Annotated in this window: 18 protein-coding genes and 2 pseudogenes; 12 read left to right on the top strand and 8 right to left on the bottom strand. The window is 46.3% G+C overall.

Annotated features, from left to right (window positions below; genetic code table 11):
* Window positions 1-6: 6 nt before the first annotated feature.
* The 6 genes from J1782_RS11955 to J1782_RS11930 all read right to left on the bottom strand — a co-directional run bounded on the left by J1782_RS11955 (window position 7) and on the right by J1782_RS11930 (window position 8,716).
* Entirely contained in the window at window positions 7-3,288 is a 3,282-nt protein-coding gene (locus tag J1782_RS11955; RefSeq protein WP_217153223.1) for a type I restriction endonuclease subunit R, read from the bottom strand.
* Window positions 3,289-3,378: 90 nt separating this feature from the next.
* Window positions 3,379-4,806 (bottom strand): restriction endonuclease subunit S, encoded by a 1,428-nt coding sequence (locus J1782_RS11950; protein WP_254303063.1) that lies wholly within the window; start codon window positions 4,804-4,806, stop codon window positions 3,379-3,381.
* Entirely contained in the window at window positions 4,796-6,400 is a 1,605-nt protein-coding gene (locus J1782_RS11945) for a class I SAM-dependent DNA methyltransferase (protein WP_217153222.1), read from the bottom strand. Before J1782_RS11945 ends, J1782_RS11950 begins: the two co-directional genes overlap by 11 nt.
* 442 nt (window positions 6,401-6,842) lie before the next feature.
* On the bottom strand, window positions 6,843-6,980 hold the full coding sequence (locus J1782_RS11940) for an AlpA family phage regulatory protein (RefSeq protein WP_217153221.1): 138 nt from the start codon (window positions 6,978-6,980) through the stop codon (window positions 6,843-6,845).
* Window positions 6,981-7,190: 210 nt separating this feature from the next.
* Window positions 7,191-7,811 carry an inovirus Gp2 family protein gene (locus tag J1782_RS11935; RefSeq protein WP_217153220.1) on the bottom strand — a complete coding sequence of 207 codons (621 nt, stop codon included), beginning with the start codon at window positions 7,809-7,811 and terminating at the stop codon, window positions 7,191-7,193.
* Window positions 7,812-8,506: 695 nt separating this feature from the next.
* Window positions 8,507-8,716 carry an AlpA family transcriptional regulator gene (locus tag J1782_RS11930; protein WP_217153219.1) on the bottom strand — a complete coding sequence of 70 codons (210 nt, stop codon included), beginning with the start codon at window positions 8,714-8,716 and terminating at the stop codon, window positions 8,507-8,509.
* 465 nt (window positions 8,717-9,181) lie between these two features.
* Here J1782_RS11930 and J1782_RS11925 point away from each other — a divergent pair, with 465 nt between their 5' ends.
* From J1782_RS11925 to J1782_RS11875, 11 genes and pseudogenes are all read left to right on the top strand, one after another.
* Complete coding sequence (locus J1782_RS11925; protein ID WP_217153218.1) at window positions 9,182-9,985, top strand: hypothetical protein; 804 nt, start codon at window positions 9,182-9,184, stop codon at window positions 9,983-9,985.
* Between the two features lie 79 nt (window positions 9,986-10,064).
* Complete coding sequence (locus J1782_RS11920; RefSeq protein ID WP_254303062.1) at window positions 10,065-10,946, top strand: GTPase family protein; 882 nt, start codon at window positions 10,065-10,067, stop codon at window positions 10,944-10,946.
* A gap of 244 nt (window positions 10,947-11,190) precedes the next feature.
* Window positions 11,191-11,745: a hypothetical protein gene (locus J1782_RS11915; protein WP_217153217.1), complete on the top strand. Its 555-nt coding sequence runs from the start codon at window positions 11,191-11,193 to the stop codon at window positions 11,743-11,745.
* 2 nt (window positions 11,746-11,747) lie between these two features.
* Window positions 11,748-12,239 carry a hypothetical protein gene (locus J1782_RS11910; RefSeq protein WP_217153216.1) on the top strand — a complete coding sequence of 164 codons (492 nt, stop codon included), beginning with the start codon at window positions 11,748-11,750 and terminating at the stop codon, window positions 12,237-12,239.
* Between the two features lie 54 nt (window positions 12,240-12,293).
* A complete protein-coding gene (locus J1782_RS11905) occupies window positions 12,294-12,650 on the top strand; it encodes a hypothetical protein (protein WP_217153215.1) in 357 nt (118 codons plus the stop codon).
* 143 nt (window positions 12,651-12,793) lie between these two features.
* Window positions 12,794-13,615 carry a DUF932 domain-containing protein gene (locus J1782_RS11900; protein ID WP_217153214.1) on the top strand — a complete coding sequence of 274 codons (822 nt, stop codon included), beginning with the start codon at window positions 12,794-12,796 and terminating at the stop codon, window positions 13,613-13,615.
* 82 nt (window positions 13,616-13,697) lie between these two features.
* A pseudogene (locus J1782_RS11895) lies at window positions 13,698-14,149 on the top strand (antirestriction protein).
* A gap of 11 nt (window positions 14,150-14,160) precedes the next feature.
* Complete coding sequence (gene radC / locus J1782_RS11890) at window positions 14,161-14,640, top strand: DNA repair protein RadC (protein WP_217153213.1); 480 nt, start codon at window positions 14,161-14,163, stop codon at window positions 14,638-14,640.
* A gap of 249 nt (window positions 14,641-14,889) precedes the next feature.
* Window positions 14,890-15,258 (top strand): type IV toxin-antitoxin system YeeU family antitoxin, encoded by a 369-nt coding sequence (locus J1782_RS11885; RefSeq protein ID WP_217153212.1) that lies wholly within the window; start codon window positions 14,890-14,892, stop codon window positions 15,256-15,258.
* Between the two features lie 74 nt (window positions 15,259-15,332).
* A complete protein-coding gene (locus tag J1782_RS11880; protein WP_004720097.1) occupies window positions 15,333-15,653 on the top strand; it encodes a TA system toxin CbtA family protein in 321 nt (106 codons plus the stop codon).
* Between the two features lie 117 nt (window positions 15,654-15,770).
* The gene (locus tag J1782_RS11875) at window positions 15,771-16,604 is read left to right on the top strand and encodes a DUF4942 domain-containing protein (RefSeq protein WP_038251289.1); all 834 of its coding nucleotides are present in this window, start codon (window positions 15,771-15,773) and stop codon (window positions 16,602-16,604) included.
* 203 nt (window positions 16,605-16,807) lie between these two features.
* On the opposite strand, the pseudogene J1782_RS11870 reads toward J1782_RS11875, so the two are convergent.
* Window positions 16,808-17,236: pseudogene (locus J1782_RS11870) on the bottom strand (integrase); the annotation flags it as partial.
* A 339-nt stretch (window positions 17,237-17,575) separates the two neighbouring features.
* Here J1782_RS11870 and J1782_RS11865 point away from each other — a divergent pair.
* On the top strand, window positions 17,576-17,980 hold the full coding sequence (locus J1782_RS11865) for a tail fiber assembly protein (RefSeq protein ID WP_217153210.1): 405 nt from the start codon (window positions 17,576-17,578) through the stop codon (window positions 17,978-17,980).
* A gap of 52 nt (window positions 17,981-18,032) precedes the next feature.
* On the opposite strand, the gene J1782_RS11860 is transcribed toward J1782_RS11865, so the two are convergent.
* On the bottom strand, window positions 18,033-20,090 hold a 2,058-nt coding region (locus J1782_RS11860; protein ID WP_371819776.1), incomplete at its 5' end, for a hypothetical protein.

Below are 20,090 nucleotides of genomic sequence, written 5' to 3'. Positions count from 1 at the left end.
GATAAATCAGCTATGAAGGTACTTCTTGAAGTTCTCCGCCTGCTCTAGCACGCTCTTGTAGACTGCATCGTTGGCTACCGGTGGGAAACCATAGCGGTGTAATAGCAAGATAAGATCTACCTTCAGCTTGGCCTTAATGTCATCGCGGTTGCTCCAATCGGGATACTGGGCGCTGTCGTCGACAATCACCTTCATATCCTTGGCTAATTCCAACATCTTATCTTTGTCATAGGTAAAATCATACTTCTCGCACATATGCACAAGGATATCGAGAAAGGCCTTCTCTTCCATGTCGATGCCGATATCAGCAAACGACATCATCTCGGTCTTAATATCGTAGATCATGTCGGCCATCTGCTGAGTGAATGTGTCGAACTCTTCACCGTTGAGCACATCGTTCTCTTTGCGCTGGTTGTACTGTTCAACCAATGCCTGAAAACGCTTGGAGAAATTAATGCCTTGCAGCTGGTTCACCTTTTGGAAATCGCTAATGGCTTTTGCCAGCATCTTTTGCAGCAGCTGCATTCGGGTATTAGGTAACTTGATCTTGCCGATACGAGCCATGTACTCGTCGTCAAAGATGTCGATAGTCTCGGCTTTATCTTCGCCTAAGGTGAAGATCTCTTCTACCCCTTCAGCCTTGAGCGCCTCGGCAATCATCTCACGCACTTTCTGGTTCATCTGCGCGGTATCCGGCGCATCGCCCTTAGTCAGTTTGTAGACAATAGAACGCACGGCCAGATAGAAATGAATGCGCTCACGCTCATCCTGAGTGATCTCTTCACTACCCACGCAAACGTCATAGGCGGCTTTCAGGCGTTTCACCAATCCCATAAAACGCAGCTCAATCTTCTTGGTCTGCAGGGCAAACTCGGCGGCCCGGTTAAGGCATTCCAGCTGTAGCGTCGGTGTGCCAGAGAAGTAACCGCGGCTATCGAAATTATGAAACACCTGAGCAAGCAGGTGTAGGTGATTACGCACCTCAATCAGCGACTGTTGGATATCTTCAAAGTTGGATTTATCAGCCTTCGAGTACATCGCTAAAGCCATATTCATTCGACTTTTGATGCCAATGTAATCGACTACCAAGCCCTTCTCTTTGCCCTCAAAGCGGCGGTTTACTCGCGAGATCGTTTGAATCAGATTGTGCTTTTGCAGCGGCTTATCGATGTAAATGGTATCAAGTTCGGGCACGTCAAAACCGGTCAGCCACATGTCCACCACAATGGCAATTTTGAAGTTGGACTTAGGGTTCTTGAACTGTTTGTCTAGCTCACGGCGGTACTCCTTAGTACCGAGCAAGTTATACATGGCCTCATCATCATCTTGGCCTCGGGTCATGACCATATTGACCAGAGGAAGACTCATCAATTCATTTTTCTCTTGCTCGGTCAGAGTGACACCATCGATAGCCTGTTTCGCCTCGAACCACTCGGGGCGCTGAAGTTTCAGTCTCTTATAGAAATCGTAGGCAATCTCGCGGCTGGCACAAACAAACATCGCCTTGCCTTTGATGGTCGAACCTTCCGTCACCCGTTTTTCGTAATGCTGGGCGAAATCCTTGGCCAATGCCTCGATGCGATCCGGATCGCCCAGGATGGAGTTCATATTGGCCGTAGTTTTCTTGCTCTCTTCAATCTGGTGTTCACTGGCACCCAGTTTTTCGCATTCTTGGTAGTACTGCTCGATCTCTTCCAGCTTACTGTTATCAAGCACCACTTTGGCAGCTCGCCCTTCGTAGACAATCCGCACCGTGATTTCATCGTTAACCGATTCGGTCATAGTGTAGCTATCGATGGTAGGGCCGAACACATCCAGAGTGGCGTCGATAGGGGTGCCGGTAAAGCCAACATAGGTCGCGTTAGGCAGCGAGTCGTGTAGATACTTAGCAAAGCCGTAGGTCTTTTTCACCGTTCCGCTTTCAGCATCGATGCTGATCTTTAGGTCGAGGTTGATCTGGCTGCGGTGGGCTTCGTCAGAAATACAGATGATATTGCTGCGATTGGAGAGCAGTTGAATATCTTCAGTAAACTTGTGGATGGTGGTCAGGAATACCCCGCCGCTCGCGCATCCAGCCAACTTGTCTCGCAGATCCTGACGGCTGGTGACCGGCTCAATCACCGCATCGCCGATAAAAGCGGTAGCATTGCAGAATTGCTTGGCGAGCTGCTCATCGAGATCGGTACGGTCGGTAATCAGAACAATGGTCGGGCTGGCAAAATCGACGCTCTTCATCAGCAGGCGGGCCAAGAACTGCATGGTGTAGCTCTTGCCGCAGCCCGTGGCACCAAAGTAGGTTCCCCCTTTACCGGTGCCACCGATATTCTCGTCGTTGGCCGCTATCTGCTTGCGCTCTTTTTTAATGTTGTAGTAAAGCTTGCGGGCGGCGTAATACTGCGGATAGCGACAGCAGATCTTCACTTCCTGTTTGCTGGTGTCTGGGAAGAAAACGAAGTTCTTTAACACGTCCAGCAGACGAACCGGATGAAATAACCCTTGGATCAGAGTGTAGAGGCCGTTGATACCATCTTGCTCGGTGGATTCATTACCGTTCACCTTGCGCCAAGCGTAGTAGAACTCGTAAGGGGCAAACAGGTTTCCCAGCTTATTGTTCACCCCGTCGCTGAGAATACACAGCGCGTTATAGACGAATAGCTTAGGAATATCGCGCTTGTAGCGCACACAAAGTTGGCGCCAAGCGTCATAGGTGGTGGCCTCTTCTTCCCGTACCGCTGATTTAAACTCGAAGACTACCAGCGGCAGGCCGTTCACATACAAGATGCCATCGGGGATGCGCAGTTGCAGCCCGCCGTCACGGGTCTGGCCTTCTATCTCCAGTTGATTAACCAACCGGTAGATATTATTGCCCACCTCGGCAATCTCTTCGCTATGCCCTGTAAATAAGCTGGCTAACTGCCCTGACAAGCTGCGGGTATCCATCAGCTCGATATAGAGGTCTTTCTTATTACGATCTTCACGTTTAAGTAAAAAGCCGTTGCTGAGCCAGTGGCAGAAGGTTTTATTGCTCTGGTAGAGGTCGCTGGCAGGAAGCGTCTGCAACTGATGGAGGATGTGAGAAATCTCCCCTTCCGTGATCCCCTCTGCCTGATACTGGTTGGCTAAATACTGGCGCAGGTCATCGGTAATCAGCACCTCACTTTTTTCTTTGCGCGGCACATTGCCACCCACAAAATGAGGGTAACAGGCTTGGCCCTCCGCATTCGAGTGCTGCCCCAGTAGGGAGATAATGGCCTGTTCCAGCTTCGCTTCCGTGAAAATATGGCTCATGGCAATGGCTTCTTATTCGTGTTGTGGTCGGTATGGCCGATCAAGTAATAACCGCCTCACCATAAATAAACCGTGCGGCGGTCAGATGATTTATGCCAATACTTCGTCTGCGGTGTCGGCCTCACTATCGCTAAGGCGCAGCTCACCGGAGATTAGCTTAGGTAGCAGAATGTCGCGAAGATTCGCCAACATATACCTTTGTTGGTTATTGGCCCGTATTTTTTCAAACCAAGGGGATATAGTTTCTCCAAATGCATTAGCTATTAACTCTCCAGAAAACGCGAATTTGAAAGAATTAAAAGTATCTCTAGTAATTGTACTAAAAACAGAACCATGGCTTCTTTGTTGCAGTTGGGATACTGACTGGCGGATAAGATAGTAAATGAAATAATCATGGATTCCATTTGTACCGATAACACCATAACAAGATTGATTCATAGCCATAGGTGTAGCAACTAGGGCACATTTACCAACAGTACCTCTAGCACTTATAATAGTTGTACCTATTCTCAAAACTTTAGTTGATGAGTTTTTAACGCCTAAATCTGTGATTTTTTTTTCGGTACTCAGTACAAATACATCACTATCATTCGGAGCATCAACTACTGAAAACCAAGGTATATCCCCACCCCAATAGCTATGTTCAGACGTTTTAGGCGTACCACCACCAATCAAATCTATCAATGAGCCTACTGGCAATGATTCCCACACCTTCGGCACCCAACCACCTAAACCAAGTGAAGGCTCCGAGCATTCCTCAAAAGCAGCAGGGAATAGCTGGCGGATATCCTCCGGCAATGGTTTGAAGTCGGCACTTTCGCGCGCAGCTTTGCGGGCCTCAACACGGCGCAGCAACTCATCAGGGAACTCTAAATCCTGCTCGAAAAAGCCTGCATCCAGCGCGTTATCAACCACGGGATCGAAGTCTACAAACCAGGATTTAAACAGGGTTTGTGCCATATTTTCTAGGGTCTTATTGACTTGGCAATTGAGAGTTATTTTTTTGTCTAGTGGCGTAAGATTAGCAATAATTACTTTTTGTGTTTCAAGTGAAGGTATGGGAATCGGTAAAGCTTTAATAGTTGCAATATTTGTATAGCCTTGAACTGAACCACCTTTAAATTTCTCTAAGATTTTTTTGAACGAGGCACTTGATATGTAGTAATACAGATACTCTGGCAGCAATTTACTTTGGGCCGGACGCAGTATTGCAACGGAACTTGAAATCCCAAAGTAATCCGTTTCCTTGTATAAATAACAATTCCCGAATGTCCCTATGATTCCCATCAGCACATCGCCAGCTTGTAACTTCCTTTGTGCTTTTTTTGTATTCGTAAATAGCTTTGAAAAACTTGATTCAGAGATAAAATCAAAATTATCAAGTTTTAATTTTCCGTCACCAATATTTTTCGACGTTAAATACATAATACCGGATACTTGTCGCTCAACTTTTGCATGGGCGCCATCAGTTATGTAACAAACATCGCCAAGAGTCATTAATGTTGTTTTATTTCCCATACCCCAGCGCCTCCATATTGGAACGAATTGCCTGATCCAGCTCTGTAGCTTCATCCAATTGTTGATAGAGGGCCCGAGTCAGCTCCTGCATCTTGGTTTCAAAAGCAATCCCATCATCCTCAATATCAGCAGCTCCAACATAGCGACCTGGAGTCAACACAAAGTCGTTGGCCTTCATATCATCAAGAGTCGCAACCTTGCAGAAACCGGCCTGATCCTGATATTGCTCGGCACCGATCTCCTTGGCCTTAATGCGGCGTTTGAGTTCGCTCTCGCTGCTGCGCCAGGCGTGGAAGGTATCAGCGATGGTGGCGATATCTTCTTTAGTCAGCTCTTTTTGGGTACGGCTCACCATAGTGCCAAGATTGCGGGCATCGATAAACAGAGTCTCACCGCGACGATCGCGGTAGCCGTATTGAGGATTGGCTTTTTTGCTTTTGCTGATAAACCATAGGCAAACCGGGATCTGGGTGGTGAAAAACAGCTGTCCCGGCAAGGCAATCATGCATTCGATACGGTCATCTTCAATCAGCTTTTGACGGATCTCGCCTTCACCGCTGCTATTCGAGCTCATAGAGCCATTGGCCAGCACAAAGCCCGCAGTGCCGTCTTCACTCAGCTTGGAAAGCATATGCAAGATCCAGGCATAGTTAGCGTTGCCGGTAGGCGGAGTGCGAAAACCAGCAAAACGTGGATCGTTGGTGAGCTCCGCTTCGTTGCGCCAGTCCTTCAGGTTAAACGGTGGATTGGCCATGATAAAATCGGCCTTGAGGTCCGGGTGCTGATCGGCAAAGAAGGTATCAGCAGCACGCTCTCCCAGATTGCCGGAAAGACCGCGTACTGCCAGGTTCATCTTGGCTAACTTGTAGGTAGTGCTAGTGAGCTCTTGGCCGTAAATGGCGATGTCCCTGCTTTTACCCTTATGACTCTCGATAAATTTGAGGGACTGCACAAACATACCGCCAGAGCCACAGCATGGGTCATAGATCTTGCCTTGATAGGGTTCGAGCATTTCAGCAAGCAAGGTCACCACTGCTTTAGGGGTGTAGAATTCACCACCGCCTTTACCTTCGCTGGCGGCAAACTTGCCAAGGAAGTACTCGTAGACGCGGCCTACGAGGTCCTCTTCCGTCAGATCACTTTCGTTGGCGAGAGTGTCGATGTTCTCAATACTATCGATGAGAGAAGCGAGCCTTTTCACCTCTAACCCCTGACGGGAGAAGTAGTTATCCGGCAGGGCACCAGTCAAAGACGCATTGCGTTTCTCTATAGTAGAAAGGGCCGTATCGATAATCACTGCGATGTCATCTTGCTTCGCGCGGGCTTTGACATAAGACCAGCGGGCTTCTGGTGGCAGGAAGAAGACGTTGTCCTGCTGATAGAAAACATCCATATCGATAAAGGCTTCCTGGCCGTTGTCAATCAACTGCTTACGCTTGGCTTCGAACTTATCGCTGATAAATTTCAGGAATACTAAGCTCAACACTACGTGCTTGTATTCGGAGGATTCCACGCTGCCACGCAGTTGGTTGGCAGTATCCCAAAGGGTCTCTTCGAAGCCTTTGCCAGCTTTCTTGGTTGGAGATTTAGCCATGTAAATGCGTTCTCTTTTTCTTATGAAAAACAATCGGATTCCCATGAATTGGAAACTAAGCTCTGAAGAGCGAAAAAACCATCCTAGGTCAATTACGACGTGGGCTTCCGACAATGTTTGCAAAATGATATTGACCGGGATTATCTCATAGAACCAGCCTGACTTTATTGCCTTTGGCCAAAATAGATGCATGTTTGGTGTCATTACCGATGGGTAAGGCAATAGGTCGATCGTGAGTAGCATCATTATAAATAGTGGAATTGGCGGTTTGTACCAAAATCAGTGGTGAACTAGCTTGCCGCAGTGTTGGTGTCGAGTAGCGCCCTTTAACAGTATCTATGCTTGGTAAGTTTGCCACAAAATTGGAATGTTTTTCTCGGTCTAGCTGGTTATTGAATGTTGAGTCAAGGCCGATCTTATCGGTCACTGATGGAGTAGTCGGTTATTGACGCGATTGTGTAATACGCTGTTGCATCCAGCTTTCCACTTCGCTCTGTAGCCAGCGAGAGCTGCAGTCCAGTTCGATGGGCTTGGGGAAGATACCGTCCTGCATAAGTTTATAGAACCCCTTGTCGGGCATGACCGTGTAGGTGGTGATAAAGGTTATATCAATGAGCTGATCGTTTAGCAGGGTGGGGTGATGTTCATGATTACATCTCCTTTAAGTCAGTTGGTTAAAGGAGAAATGACTGTCTTCAGGACGGTATTGCAGCCTCCTCAGGGGATGGACGGTCGTGTAAAAAATAAAAGTAATGATGGTCTTAATACACACGGCGGGGATGTGTCTATGTTATCTGACACTCCCCCCAAATGAACGGTCTTCCTTGCTGTAGGCCTTGGTGTGTTCTTTAGCAAAGTAGCTCAGGTGGCGTCGTAATCCCAGGTACTGTTGTCCAAAGCGGTCCACCCGAAGACTCTCCAGATAATGTGGCGTGTTGTTGAAGGAAACCAGCGTTCGGTACTCAGGAAAGTCGAGTAGGCCTAATGCACTTAGCCAGGCCTCGCTGATATAGCTCCCCAGGTTATGGTCTTCCTTCGAATAATCCCCTAAACCATTGAAAGTATCTTTGTTAACGAATATCGCTGCGTGATAGTGAGATTTACGGCTGCTCCCTACCTCACGTACCCAGACGTATCTCAGGTCCGTTGGACATACCTGAGACTTTTCCCGTTTACGTCGTTGCTGATGGGCTGCTATACGCGCCCTCAGCGCCCCTGTGAAGCGTTCCATTAAACCGGTCTTCAGATTAGGGGTGCAGGCAATACTGTCACCTGTATCGCGGTACTCAGGCAGTCTGAGTACGAAGGTGAAAACGGATGTTCTGGCGTGGGCTTTTGTTGCTTTGCTGATGATTTCAGTAATACGACTCATATAGTCAGAGTTTAGGGGGCCAAATTTACTGTTGGTCATGAAGATTACTCCTGGGGCATATTTCAATCGTGCGCAGGCCCTGCCAGAGTAAATGGCAGCGATGGAGGCACGAATGAGGGTTAAAGTGACATTAAGTAGAAAGGCATGGTGCTGTAAGGTATGTGTCAACGGTCGATAATGAGAAACTTGACAGTGAATGCTTTTGTCAGTTGAATCTATGCGATGCAGAACAGAGGTGGGTTTAGTTATTGGTGGTCATCATAACTTAATGGATATCATGAGGTGTAAACTATGCTGTTATTATTAATGATATCTATACCTTCCATTAATTATATTCCAAAAGTGTTTTTCTAATGTGCTGTGTAATATCCTCGGTGACAAAATTAATATGATTTCGTTTATTTTATTCACTCCTTAACTGGTTGGTTCTATATATTTAGCAATCCATATTCATATGTCTTGCTGTATATTTTATTGTGTATGCTTATCCATGTATGTAATATATATACTGTATGGGAATAGGATGAAATTACTTTATAGTGCCTTGCAGGTAGCGGTTGGATATATTTATTGTGCTTAAATTTTACTCCAGGGTTATCAATTCAGAACTTAAAAGAAAGCATTGTTTTCTGAAAGACCGGGAGCTCTCATGAAACCACTCCTGCTTAATCCATTTTGGGCTTCTGCTAGACCTCACTGGTGATGGTACAGCCTTTCTTTTTTACCAACATGCTTCAGTGACCACGCGAGTCAGTTATACGCTGCTGCACCCAGGCTTCCACTTCACTCGTAAGCCAGCGGGAGCTGCGCCCCAGTTTGATAGGTTTCGGGAACTGTCCTTCGCTGATGAGTTTGTAGAACCATTTATCGCTGCAGTTGGTGTAGGTAGTTATGAATGCCATATCAACAAGCTGATCATTCAGCAGAGTGGGTGATGTGTTCATGGTGGAATCCCCTTTACGTGAAAAGTGAAAGGAGGAATGACTGTTCTCAGTGTTGTGTTGCAGCCTTCCTCAGAGGATGGGAAGGTCGCGTAAAAAAATAATGATTACGCAATGTTCACTCTGCCTGTTCAGCATCATTACAAAGGTATGGTTGGGCTGAAGTTGAAAATAGGCAATGCAGATGGCGGAGAGTGAAGACAGGGAGTTGCTGTTACGGGCAGGGATATCTCATTTTTAGCATCATTATGATAAACATTAAATAAAACAAAAGTAGGTCACTTTTATAACCTACTTTAATTTTTAATTACATATAAAAGTAGGTTGCAATCACGTGTTGATGCGACTGCCTGCCAGGAATGTAAGATGGATGGCTGAGTGCCGGAAAGCGGTTATCAGGTGGTTTTACTTTTGATGCGGTGGTCATGATAGGAGACGGAGAAGATGGGTTATAAATACAAGGCGACGATGTACTATTCTGATGAGGATACAGAGCAGTTTCTCAGGGGAAAGGCAACGAAGCCTAATGGAAAGAAAAGTGCATCGCATTACCTTTATGCGTTAGTTAGCAGAGAAAGAGAGAACTTGGATATCATTAATACTACTGTAGATGAAACAGAGGTAATCAAACTGTATCCCCAGTTTACGGTTGGGAAGAGAATTGATTTCAGTGGCCAGGTTTCTTTTTCGTCATTCATCTCTATCGGTGAAAAGAGAAATAAAACGGCGGATAATAGACTAAAATTAAAAAGCCTGATGGATGCTATTGATAATGCAATCGCTTCTGATTTTGCTTTGGACATGCGAAGATTTAAAATATCAGATGATAAAACCGATGAATACAGCTTCTCAGTTATCCTGAAAACAGAGGTGGACTGCTATTATAACGATGACGTTTTACCAGGTGAGAATTATAAAGGGATTTTTAGAGCTACATGTATAATTATTAATGTCAGCCGGTCTGAATGGGGACGGTTGGACGGGAAGTATGATTTTGAGGGGATAAAATATTTTAAATACGAGGAGGTTTTAAAAGCTCAGAATGGAAGGTTTAAAGGGTTATGTAAAATAGCCGAAATAGATCCCCGAGACAAAATTGGCGCATTTTTCATTCCTGTACGTGTAACTTCAAAAGAATTTCCATATGACAGAATACCTGCAGGTGGATTCTGTATTCAGGGGGTTAATGTCGACTTCAACAAGGGAAGAGTGAAACTCAAATCAATGAATACTAGTCAGAAGGAAAGGCATTTCGGATCAGGTATAGGCTGAGCCGGTTTAGTTATAAAAATCCACAGACCAATATCATCTCTGTGATAACCAGATTGAATTATTATCACAGGTGATATTGATGAACAACGAACATCCGGCAGATATGCCGCTGGCGAGGATACTCTCCCGTCTGCCAGCAGATACAGTACGTGAGATACAGCATCATTTCAGTCGTGCCATCTCTTATGAACCCTACATCGGACTGATGGGCAAAACCGGTGCAGGCAAATCCAGCCTGTGCAATACGCTCTTTAGCTCTCCTCCTGCAAGCGTCGATGCAGTGAAAGGATGTACCCATCTTGCTCAACAGTACAAAACCTCTGATGGTCTGTATGCACTTAACATTGTTGATTTTCCTGGGATTGGTGAAACACCAACGCTTGATAAGATGTATGCCCATTTGTACCAACACTGGTTGAATAGGCTGGACCTGATCGTCTGGGTGCTGAAAGCCGATGACCGCGCATGGAATGATGATATCCGATGTTACCGGCAGTTGGTTTCTCAGGGCACAGATCCCGCCCGCTTTCTGTTCGCTATCAACCAGGCCGATAAAATCGAGCCTTGCCGGGAATGGGATGCTACAGCCCACCAACCTTCTCTGCGGCAGATGCAGAACCTGCAGGAGAAGGTGACTCAGGTGAATACCGTGTTTTCTCCCGTTCATCCTGTCTTGGCGGTTTCTGCCTCTGAAGGTTTCAATATACCTCGGTGGGTCGAAGCCCTAATCACCGCTTTACCCGACAAAGCCATCAGTGCTGTGACCCGTCATCTTGAGCCTGAGTATCGGACGGAGAAGGTTACCACTACGGCACAGGAAGGCTTCACCCGCGTTGTAGTTAACATCTTTGACGAAAACGTGGAGGCCCTGCTTGAGTCACATATTTTAAGAAAGTGGTTAAAACAGGTCCGCTACCGACTGATCTCTCTGGCCAAGTTGCTCTGGCATCGCTTCTTTTAACGTATGCCCGACAACCTGACATGCGTTCGATCTGTTTCGCCGATCGAATACAGATAACGCATAGATTTTGGCTATCAATTTAGCACTAACGATCGATTTTGCCGATAGGTTTGAACGATCGGTCTCGGCTAATTGATCTTTATTAACGATTATCCCTCCTCATTGCATCCCGATACGATCCCCCTCTGGGGGGGTTGTTCAATCCCAAAACTTTCTAATTTATTATTAATAAAGGAATATTTCTATGTTGAAACCTTATCCGTTTCTCAAGCAAGACACCTACGCCTGGTGTTTGTCCATTGGCCTTCCAATACTCTGGGTACCCTTCGCCATTTTCTGCCCTAAAGAGATTGCCCTTGGCCTGTATATGGTGTTTTCCCTTATTTGGGTGCTGCTGGACCGACTCAGCTTGATGAAGCAAGAAAAACTCGCACCTTCATTTTTATATTTCCTATTACCGATGGTTTATCTTCGACAACGGGACGAGCGTCAGGGGAAACCTTGGCGTTTGTTACAGGTTTGGCTGATTTGCACCGTTTTGTCAGCCGTGGCCGGTAATCATTTTAAAAAGCAGTCGGGTACCGAACAACTTGCAAAGAGCGCCTGTTCTACTGTTAGCCAGATCATGCAACATGAAGGCATTGATGAACGCTGTATTCGCGTAACGGATTTAAAGGAAGAGGTCAGCGGGCGTTTTTATCGGGCTCAGGCACTGATGAACACCGGTAACAAGGAGCCAATGACCATTGAAGTTAGGGGCAGGGATATTTATGTCGTATTACCCGAACTGGGGGAATGAAAATGACAGATCACTTAAAAAGTATCGCCAGCGTTCTGCTGTTAAGTACCGGGCTGTTGCTGTCATGTATGAACGCTGCCCAGGCTGAAGGTCAGCGCTGTGCAAAGCCGGTCTTTTATGCGCAGACGCTCAACCATAATAAAGAAGTCGAAATCTGCATTAATACCCCGTACGTTTCTTATTCCTTCGGTAAAACCGGCGCAACAAATAAAGAGATGGATATCACTGTTCCAGCGGCCAGCACCACTTACGCTTACCAGAGTAATCAGGTCATCAGTATTCAGGAATTTATTGTGCGAAACGGAGAAACCCGCTACCAGGTATCCGTCGGAACAAACGATGAGGGAGAGCCAGTAGCTTCACTTTATGTATTTAAGGGCGCTCCGGACACCGGAAAACTGCTGGCAGAGATAAAGCTCGATTCTCATACGGTGGTGAACAACATCAGCCACGCATTGGCGGATGACGGTATCGCCCAGGCCGATGGCTTCTGATGCTACATCTGGCCTGTGTGCCAGGATACAAACCGTTGTTAATAAGGAATTTTAATGATGTTTAAAACCCTGCTTACCACCATGCTACTTGCCGTCGCGCTTCCTGCGCTGGCGGATAATGCACCGCTGTCTGTCAATGCACAGGAAACTTATCTCCCGAAAGTTAATTTTCCAGTCTGGCAACTGACGCTGACCAGCCTTGAAAATGACATCACTATCAAATCAATCACCCTGAACCGGGGTAACTGCCTGATTTCAATGTCGGGGAGGGGACAGAATGTGAATAAGCGCCTGGGTTACGGTCAGACACTGTCCTTTACCACTCCTAGTAACAGCAGCTTCACGCAGTGTCGCCCTCTTGAGCTGAGCGTACAAACAAGTAAAGGCGCTTTTACCTTTAACTGGAAATAACAGCTTTATCGCATTCTGGATAAAATGGGTCCCAAATTTTCACCGGTAAATACTTAGCCGGTCATACATTACTGCACTTACAGGGCTGTTCCTCCTTCGGGAGGAGCAGCCCTTTTCTTTTTCTACCCGATAGGGAGTTAACCATGCGATTAGCCAGCCGCTTTGGATCCGCCAATCTTGTACCCCGTGACCGTCCGCTGATACGTTATGAACTGGCACACTATGTACCCAGCATCTTCAGTGAAGATAAACATGAATCACGCAGCGACCGCTATACCTGTATTCCCACCATTACCCTGCTCGACAACCTGCAGCTCGAAGGCTTTGAACCCTTCTTCGCCTGCCAGACGAAAGTCCGTGACCAAAGCAAGCGCGAGCATACCAAGCACATGCTTCGCCTGAGGCGTACCGGGCAAATCACCGGTCATCAGGTGCCGGAAATTATCCTCCTTAATTCCCACGACGGCTCCAGCTCGTACCAGATGCTGCAAGGACTCTTTAGGTCAGTTTGCCAAAATGGGCTAATTTGCGGCCAGTCGTTTGGCGAAGTGCGCGTGCCACATCGGGGCAACGTGGTGGAGAAAGTGATTGAGGAAGCTTACGAGGTACTGGGGATATTTGACCGGGTGGAGGAGAAGCGTGATGCGATGCAGTCGTTGATATTGCCGGCCCCGGCACGGCAGGCTATCGCCAATGCTGCACTACGCTACCGGTTTGGCGAAGAGCACCAGCCGGTGACCGTGTCGCGGTTGCTTACGCCACGTCGTCATGAGGATAGCCGCGATGACCTGTGGACAGTTTTCAATCGTCTTCAGGAGAATTTGAGTAAGGGTGGGCTAGACGCTCGAACGGCCACCGGTAAACGCACCTGCAGTAGGGCCGTAAAGGGCATTGATGGCGATGTAAAACTGAACCGCGCGTTGTGGGTGATGGCCGAGAACATGCTGACCTTTTTCGATAAGTAGTGACGTTTCTGTCGGGAATACAAAACCACCACATTCTGCCTGACCCAACCCTTTCACCCATTGACTAAAAAGGAGATTCATCATGTCTGCTGAATACAACTCTCACAACAATAATGACGCGACAACTACGACAGCGCTTCAGCCCACGCCCGTTGCTGATAGTGCGCGTATTCATTTCTGGCCGGAGCACTTTGGTAGTATCCCGCAGTGGATAACGCTGGAGCCCGTATTTTCGCCTGGCTTGACCGACTATGTGCAGAATACCACGGTGACTGCTGGGCATTTTATACCCTGTCCAATGGCGGTGCCTTTACGGTGCCAGACACTGAGCAGGACTATGTATTGTTTAATGAACTCAACGGCAACGGGGCCACCGTTAGCCGTGAGGCGGCGGGAGTTGTCGCCTGTCTCATGATGTACAGCCACCACGCCTGCCGTACCGAGTGTGATGCCATGACGGAACATTATTAACGTCTGCGGGACTACGCCCTTAGCCATCCTGAATGCAGCGGCATCATGCACATTATCGACTGAGGATTTTTACCATGGAGAAGCAACTGGCTTTGTTTCCGTCCGCACTACCACTTTCAGCGCAGCTGACTATAAAACAGGCACTGGCCTTGTTGGAGCAGCACTTGTGCGAACCGGGTGCATCATTTACCTCAACCCATGCCACCCGTGACTGGTTACGTTTGAAAATGGCAGGGCTTGAACGTGAGATGTTTATGGTGCTGTTTCTGGACAACCAACACCGCCTGCTCGAGTGCGAAACGCTGTTTAGCGGCAGTATCAACAGCTCCGAAGTACCTCCCCGTGAAATTGTCAAAGCAGCACTTCGCCACAATGCCGCTGCCGTGGTCCTGGCACACAACCATCCCTCTGGCTATGCAGAACCCAGCGAGGCAGATCGGCAGGTTACTCAGCGGACAGTTAACGCGCTTACTCTGGTGGAGGTGCGGGTGCTGGATCACTTCGTTGTCGGAGGTAAGGAAGTGGTTTCTTTTGCCGAACGTGGTTGGTTGTAAGAGATGCCAAAAATAGAAGCTTTGTCCGACAGAGAAAGACCCTACGGTCGCCCGGTTACCGATGACGATCTCTGTACCGAATGCTATTACCTCATCCATTACCCTGGCAGTTTGTCGTTGTGCAGCCGGTTAGCTGAGGGAAACCGTTGGCCCTGCGCCATCATCGCGGACGGTGGCGCGCTTTACTGCGAGCGTTTTATCGACTGTCAGGAATAGCGTGTTTTCCTCTATGACTAAAGGAATACTGAAATGAAACCTACTCCATCCAAAACTATCCCACCGAAGGACACTACCGCCTGTCTGCAATGGGGGCTTCGGCACGACATCACGCCGTGTTTTGGCGCAAGACTGGTACAGGAAGGCCAACGCCTGCATTTTCTGGCTGATCGTGCTGGTTTTTGCGGTGTATTCAGCGAGGAAGGGGCCCGATATCTGGATCAGGCTTTCCCACTAATAATGAAACAACTGGAACTGGCATTACTCTCCGGTGAGCTTGATCCTCGCTACCAGCGGAGCATCACGCTGAGCCACAATGGCCTGACCTGCGAAGCCGACGCCCTCGGGTCGCACGGCTACGTCTACATCACTATTTATCCGACACCTTCAGTAACGGCATAAACCCCAAAAGTTTATCCTTAGGTTACCTCAACGCCTTCACAGTCCCTTTCCTTTCACATTACGAGATAATAACCATGCAAACTTTACCCGTATCTCCGACGCGGGAGGCTCAGCTTGGCCCGTCACCCGCAGCTGTCTGGAAACAACTCCTGACGCATCTGTTTGAGCACCATTACGGCCTGACGCTCAATGACACTCCCTTCTGCTACGAATTCGTAATACAGGAACATATTGAATCCGGCATTTTGCTGAAAGATGCCGTGAATTTTGTGGTCGAACGCTATGGCCTTTTACGTATTGATCGCAGTAGTTTCTCCTTTGATGAGCCGTCACCGTTTATTAATTTTACCGATATTCTTCGAGCCAGACGAGCAATCGGGCTGATGAATACTTAAATTCTCAGAGCCCATTTCCTGATTTCCACCCCCGAACTTTCTCTTATTTCTACCCGCCGCATAATGCGCCAGCTATGCCCGGTTGGCGTGTTTGCTTTTATGCATGGAAAACACATTATGCAGACAGAACCCGAAGTATTAACTGACCATACTGAGCTTATATGCTCGACCAATATTGAGCGCATCGTTTCCAGACGTAACGCAGCACTGGCACAGACTGAAGCCCTTATCTGCCAGCTTGAAGGCATCTCGGCAACCACCAGCAGCATTGGCGGTGGAATTGCAAGAGACTGGGCCATGCGACAAGACTTTCGCTGCGGCTGCTGGCTTATGGAGAAAACAGAAACGGCGATGAAAGTGATCACCTGCAATCTTGATCGCGGTATATGGCGAGATTTGATGAAGAAATCGGGAATGCTCAGTTTGATGGACGCTCAGGCAAGGGACCAGTGGAACAAAAGTCTTGAGGATGAGAATATTCCTGCCATCAGTGAAACCAACATACTCAGTACCTTTGAGCAGCTACATCAGAGCAAAGATGAGGTATTTGAGCGCGGGATTATCAACGTCTTTAAGGGATTGTCATGGGATTACAAAACTAATAGTCCGTGCAGCTTTGGGAAGAAGATCATCATCAACAATCTCGTTACTCATAATCGCTGGGGCTTTAGCCTTAACTGGGGTTGGCGACGGGATCAACTGGCAGACCTGGAGAGAATGCTGTTTCTGCTGGATGGCAAACCCATCCCTGACAACCGGGGTGATATCTCTACCCGATTGATGGAGCATATCCAGGATAATCCGGCTAAGGACGTTTACGAAGAGGAGTTCTTCAGCATTCGTTACTTTCAGAAGGGAACCGCTCATCTGACTTTTAAGCGGCCTGAGCTGACTCAGAGAATGAATGATATCATTGCCAAACATTATCCGGGCATGTTGGCCCAGCGATAATGGGCTGTATTTTCTGACAAATTTATCTGTTGGTATAAATGTTGGTACAAATTTTATCGAACACGATTTTATCCATATAAAACATATCAATACTTGATGTATTCGAATCCTGTAGGGTTTCAAAAACAACCACTTAGCTGTCAGTCGTTCCCTTCGAAATTTGCGAATGGGACAGATTTGGGACAAAAAACCCAAAAATAGCGTCTATCTGCTTCGCGTGTCAGCCATTTGACTCGGCGGGAGATTGGCTTTCTCGTCTTGATGACAGGTGCCTTGCTTAGCCACTTCCATTCATCGGCGGCGATCCGAAATAATCCGCGAATGAATGAAAGGTATTGGCTGCGCGTGGCCGCTGAAATCAGCTTCTCTTTGTACTGAGGAACTGGCTTGCCTTTCCTCAGAGCTGCATCCCTGCGCGATTCCCATATCTGCTTGTGCTTCCTGTCAGGCATCCTTGCCACCGCTTTCATCACCTTATCCTCAGTAATGCTGGATAGTGGCTTGCCGGACAAATGACCCAGGAAGAATTCAATCTTCGCCCGGTCATCGTCCAGCGATCGCTTATGTTCCTTTTCCGTCAGCCAGCGCAGGCAAGTTTCATCAAATGTGTGCTCGGCTATCTCACCAAGCTTAACCTCGGTCAGTTTCCGGGAGGAAACAACGGGAATGGCAGTTGTTATAAATTCCCTAATGGCCTGCAAATTTTCCGGTTTACTATTTCAGTACCAGCAAACTCAACAGTAACGTGGACATTCCCACTCGCATTTATCTCTCAGCCACAAATTACTATTACGGCTGTCACTCCCGCTTCCGCTGTCCCAAGTGCCATGTGGGTTTCTGCAGTTTCGGTAACAGCCTGTAGTGTGTTCAATCCAAACACAGCAGGAACTAATGTTAACTTAATTGCTCTCTTATAAGGTAAATGTGTTATGAAATTTATTACTGTGGACTCGAGCTGATTGGTAAATGGAATGTTTATCATAAACCCAGAGGACGGGGATCAATTTAGCGATGTTGAATTAGCCTACCAGAAAGCATCTGGGCTAATAGCATTATCTGACGAGGATTGGGCATCAGTCGGGCCGGGATATTCGTATGTGAATGGTACTCTTGTCGCTCCGCCAGCAAAGACCCCAGAAGAAATCCAGACAAAACTAAATGCGGAGAAAGTAGCAGTAAACACCGCGAAGAAAGCCGAGTTAATTACAGTGGCGATAGATAGGGTATCAGTACTGCAAGATGCGGTTGATCTTGAAATGGCAACCGATGATGAGATTGCCATGCTAAAGACATGGAAAACCTACAAGGTACTATTAAGTAGGACTAATACTAATGTGCAGGAAAACATATCTTGGCCTTCTGCTCCAGATCAGTAAGAGAAGGAGACCCTTGAACCTTTCAGTTCAAGGGTTAAGTTGGACTTGAGTACTATTTTTTTCCTACTATCCTAATGGAATCACATGAGGGATTTCCATGTTTACCAATGCTCATTGATATAGGAACGTTATTGAATTTACTAAGGTCAATCGTTGCTGAATGATTGTTTTCAACATGGGTAGAAACCTCGTGGCCTGATAGATCTGAAATTGTCACATCAACGCCATCTGCGGCTTGACATGTATTTTTTATTGATGAAATATCAAATGCTTTGACGCCATTCAAAGTCCAATTAATTGTAGTAGGACGTGTTTCGCCAGGGTGGGCATAAATAGTTCCGTCGTCATCAATGCTTAGCTTACCCCAGATATCTCCAAGAGAAATTAATCCTGTGGCATATGGTATGAATAGGTCGGTATCATATATACCCTTCCATTGTGGGTAACTCACGTAGTATTTCGAAATAAAAGACATCATCTCATCATAAGTATATGGCCTCATCCTCTCATAAATATATGCAGTGACGCCTCGCTCAAGAGGATATCCTTGACCTATTCTTTTAAAAGCCTTGCCAATTCCCTCGTTGCGCAGTAACTGATCTGCTGGAATTGTTATAACTTGTTGCCCAGAAGGATTTAAGTGTGTTTGAACCGGATCGGCGACAATGAAGTATTTAGACATTAGCGATGGAACATTTAAACCGTCCCTAAGATCAACTTGAGAAATTCCTGCAATGAAGTTACTTAGTTTTTGATTGGACAGGGTGTCTAACATGTTATCGTTTAGAACACTACTTGATGATAAAACTGTCAGTTTATCATCCCCGTGCAGCATTCCTTGAATATCTGATGATAGGCGCAGATAATTATTATAATTGTCAACACGCATTGGAAGGTATTTTATAGGGAGCAAGTTGGTTATAAAGTTATCATTTTTATCAAATAGAGATTGCTGATTAACAACAAGGCAAACGATAGTTATAAACCCTATGAAAGTTATTTTGGATGCGTTATTTGATAGCTTTGAGAATATATATTGCAACCCAAACGTAGAAACTATCAGCGCCCACAATGCGAATGGAAGACAGTGATGCACTCCGGGTGACTGAGTTCTTGTGAAAATGAAAAAACTGAAAATAAGATTAAAGGCTGAAAATATAACCAAGTAATCTTTTTGGGTTTTTCTAGTGAAAAACGACAAGCAGATTGAGAGTAAAAACATAGGTAGCAGATATAATCCTATGTCGTGTATTACATTATTAATTGATAACTCAACGCTTGACTGATAAGCTGAGTAAATGAATGAGTAATCGGTACTTGCTATTCTTTTGAGTAGGTTCCATTGCAGTATTACAGAAAGCAGTACTGATGACATCCCTGAAACGAAAAAGAACACAGCAATTTTAAATATTCTCTTGAGACTATGCCCGTTAGTCTTATAAAGATAATAGTTTAATAATGGCAGAGAAATGTAGAGAGAGACGATTGTGTAAGCATACCAGCGTCTTAAGAGAAATGGCGCCCATAATAACAAGCCAAGAATTATTGCTTTCTTGAGATCTAGTTTGCCTGAGAGATCTGCTTTACTTGAATATATTACCGCAAATAAAATAAATACTAGGCCACATATATCAGGGTAACCCCTAAGTGTTGGAGCCCAGAAAGCGACAAATGTGGCTGGCAAAACAAGCAATATACCCTTCCACCAAACAGACTTCTCTTCAGAAAACTGATTTATTAGTATATAAAATAAGAGGGTGACTGGGAATAAGTACACAATCGATAAAGACAATATGTATACCAACCTACTTTCACCACCAACTATATAAAAAACAGAGGTTATAGCAACAGGAAGGAGATTGTAATCATCATTTTTAATCGATGACAGTAGTGTTGACATAGTGCTGACTGGAGCAGAAAATAGGCCAGACCCAAACTGTTGCCAGAATCTCCAATAGCCGTTTGAATCCCAATAATAAATATTATGCTCATTTCCTACATAGCGCGTAGTAATAAAAGCAATAAAAGAAAGTGATATCGCAAAAAGTAAAATATTTATAGTTCTGCTATTTATCTTCATCGCTGCCCCCGTGCTTCTCCTCAACAAAGA

The organism is Rahnella sp. BCC 1045 (assembly GCF_019049615.1).
GTDB classification, from domain to species: domain Bacteria; phylum Pseudomonadota; class Gammaproteobacteria; order Enterobacterales; family Enterobacteriaceae; genus Rahnella; species Rahnella contaminans.
The sequence above is the reverse complement of the archived record's forward strand: the minus strand, read 5'-3'. Positions and strand labels throughout refer to the sequence as shown.

Bases quoted from the DNA above. Each gene is read 5' to 3' on its own strand.
- J1782_RS11955 (WP_217153223.1), bottom strand. From the start codon at position 3,288: ATGAGCCATATTTTCACGGAAGCGAAGCTGGAACAGGCCATTATCTCC.
- J1782_RS11950 (WP_254303063.1), bottom strand. From the start codon at position 4,806: ATGGGAAATAAAACAACATTAATGACTCTTGGCGATGTTTGTTACATA.
- J1782_RS11945 (WP_217153222.1), bottom strand. From the start codon at position 6,400: ATGGCTAAATCTCCAACCAAGAAAGCTGGCAAAGGCTTCGAAGAGACC.
- J1782_RS11940 (WP_217153221.1), bottom strand. From the start codon at position 6,980: ATGCCCGACAAGGGGTTCTATAAACTTATGCAGGACGGTATCTTCCCC.
- J1782_RS11935 (WP_217153220.1), bottom strand. From the start codon at position 7,811: ATGACCAACAGTAAATTTGGCCCCCTAAACTCTGACTATATGAGTCGT.
- J1782_RS11930 (WP_217153219.1), bottom strand. From the start codon at position 8,716: ATGAACACATCACCCACTCTGCTGAATGATCAGCTTGTTGATATGGCA.
- J1782_RS11925 (WP_217153218.1), top strand. From the start codon at position 9,182: ATGTACTATTCTGATGAGGATACAGAGCAGTTTCTCAGGGGAAAGGCA.
- J1782_RS11920 (WP_254303062.1), top strand. From the start codon at position 10,065: ATGAACAACGAACATCCGGCAGATATGCCGCTGGCGAGGATACTCTCC.
- J1782_RS11915 (WP_217153217.1), top strand. From the start codon at position 11,191: ATGTTGAAACCTTATCCGTTTCTCAAGCAAGACACCTACGCCTGGTGT.
- J1782_RS11910 (WP_217153216.1), top strand. From the start codon at position 11,748: ATGACAGATCACTTAAAAAGTATCGCCAGCGTTCTGCTGTTAAGTACC.
- J1782_RS11905 (WP_217153215.1), top strand. From the start codon at position 12,294: ATGATGTTTAAAACCCTGCTTACCACCATGCTACTTGCCGTCGCGCTT.
- J1782_RS11900 (WP_217153214.1), top strand. From the start codon at position 12,794: ATGCGATTAGCCAGCCGCTTTGGATCCGCCAATCTTGTACCCCGTGAC.
- radC (WP_217153213.1), top strand. From the start codon at position 14,161: ATGGAGAAGCAACTGGCTTTGTTTCCGTCCGCACTACCACTTTCAGCG.
- J1782_RS11885 (WP_217153212.1), top strand. From the start codon at position 14,890: ATGAAACCTACTCCATCCAAAACTATCCCACCGAAGGACACTACCGCC.
- J1782_RS11880 (WP_004720097.1), top strand. From the start codon at position 15,333: ATGCAAACTTTACCCGTATCTCCGACGCGGGAGGCTCAGCTTGGCCCG.
- J1782_RS11875 (WP_038251289.1), top strand. From the start codon at position 15,771: ATGCAGACAGAACCCGAAGTATTAACTGACCATACTGAGCTTATATGC.
- J1782_RS11865 (WP_217153210.1), top strand. From the start codon at position 17,576: ATGTTTATCATAAACCCAGAGGACGGGGATCAATTTAGCGATGTTGAA.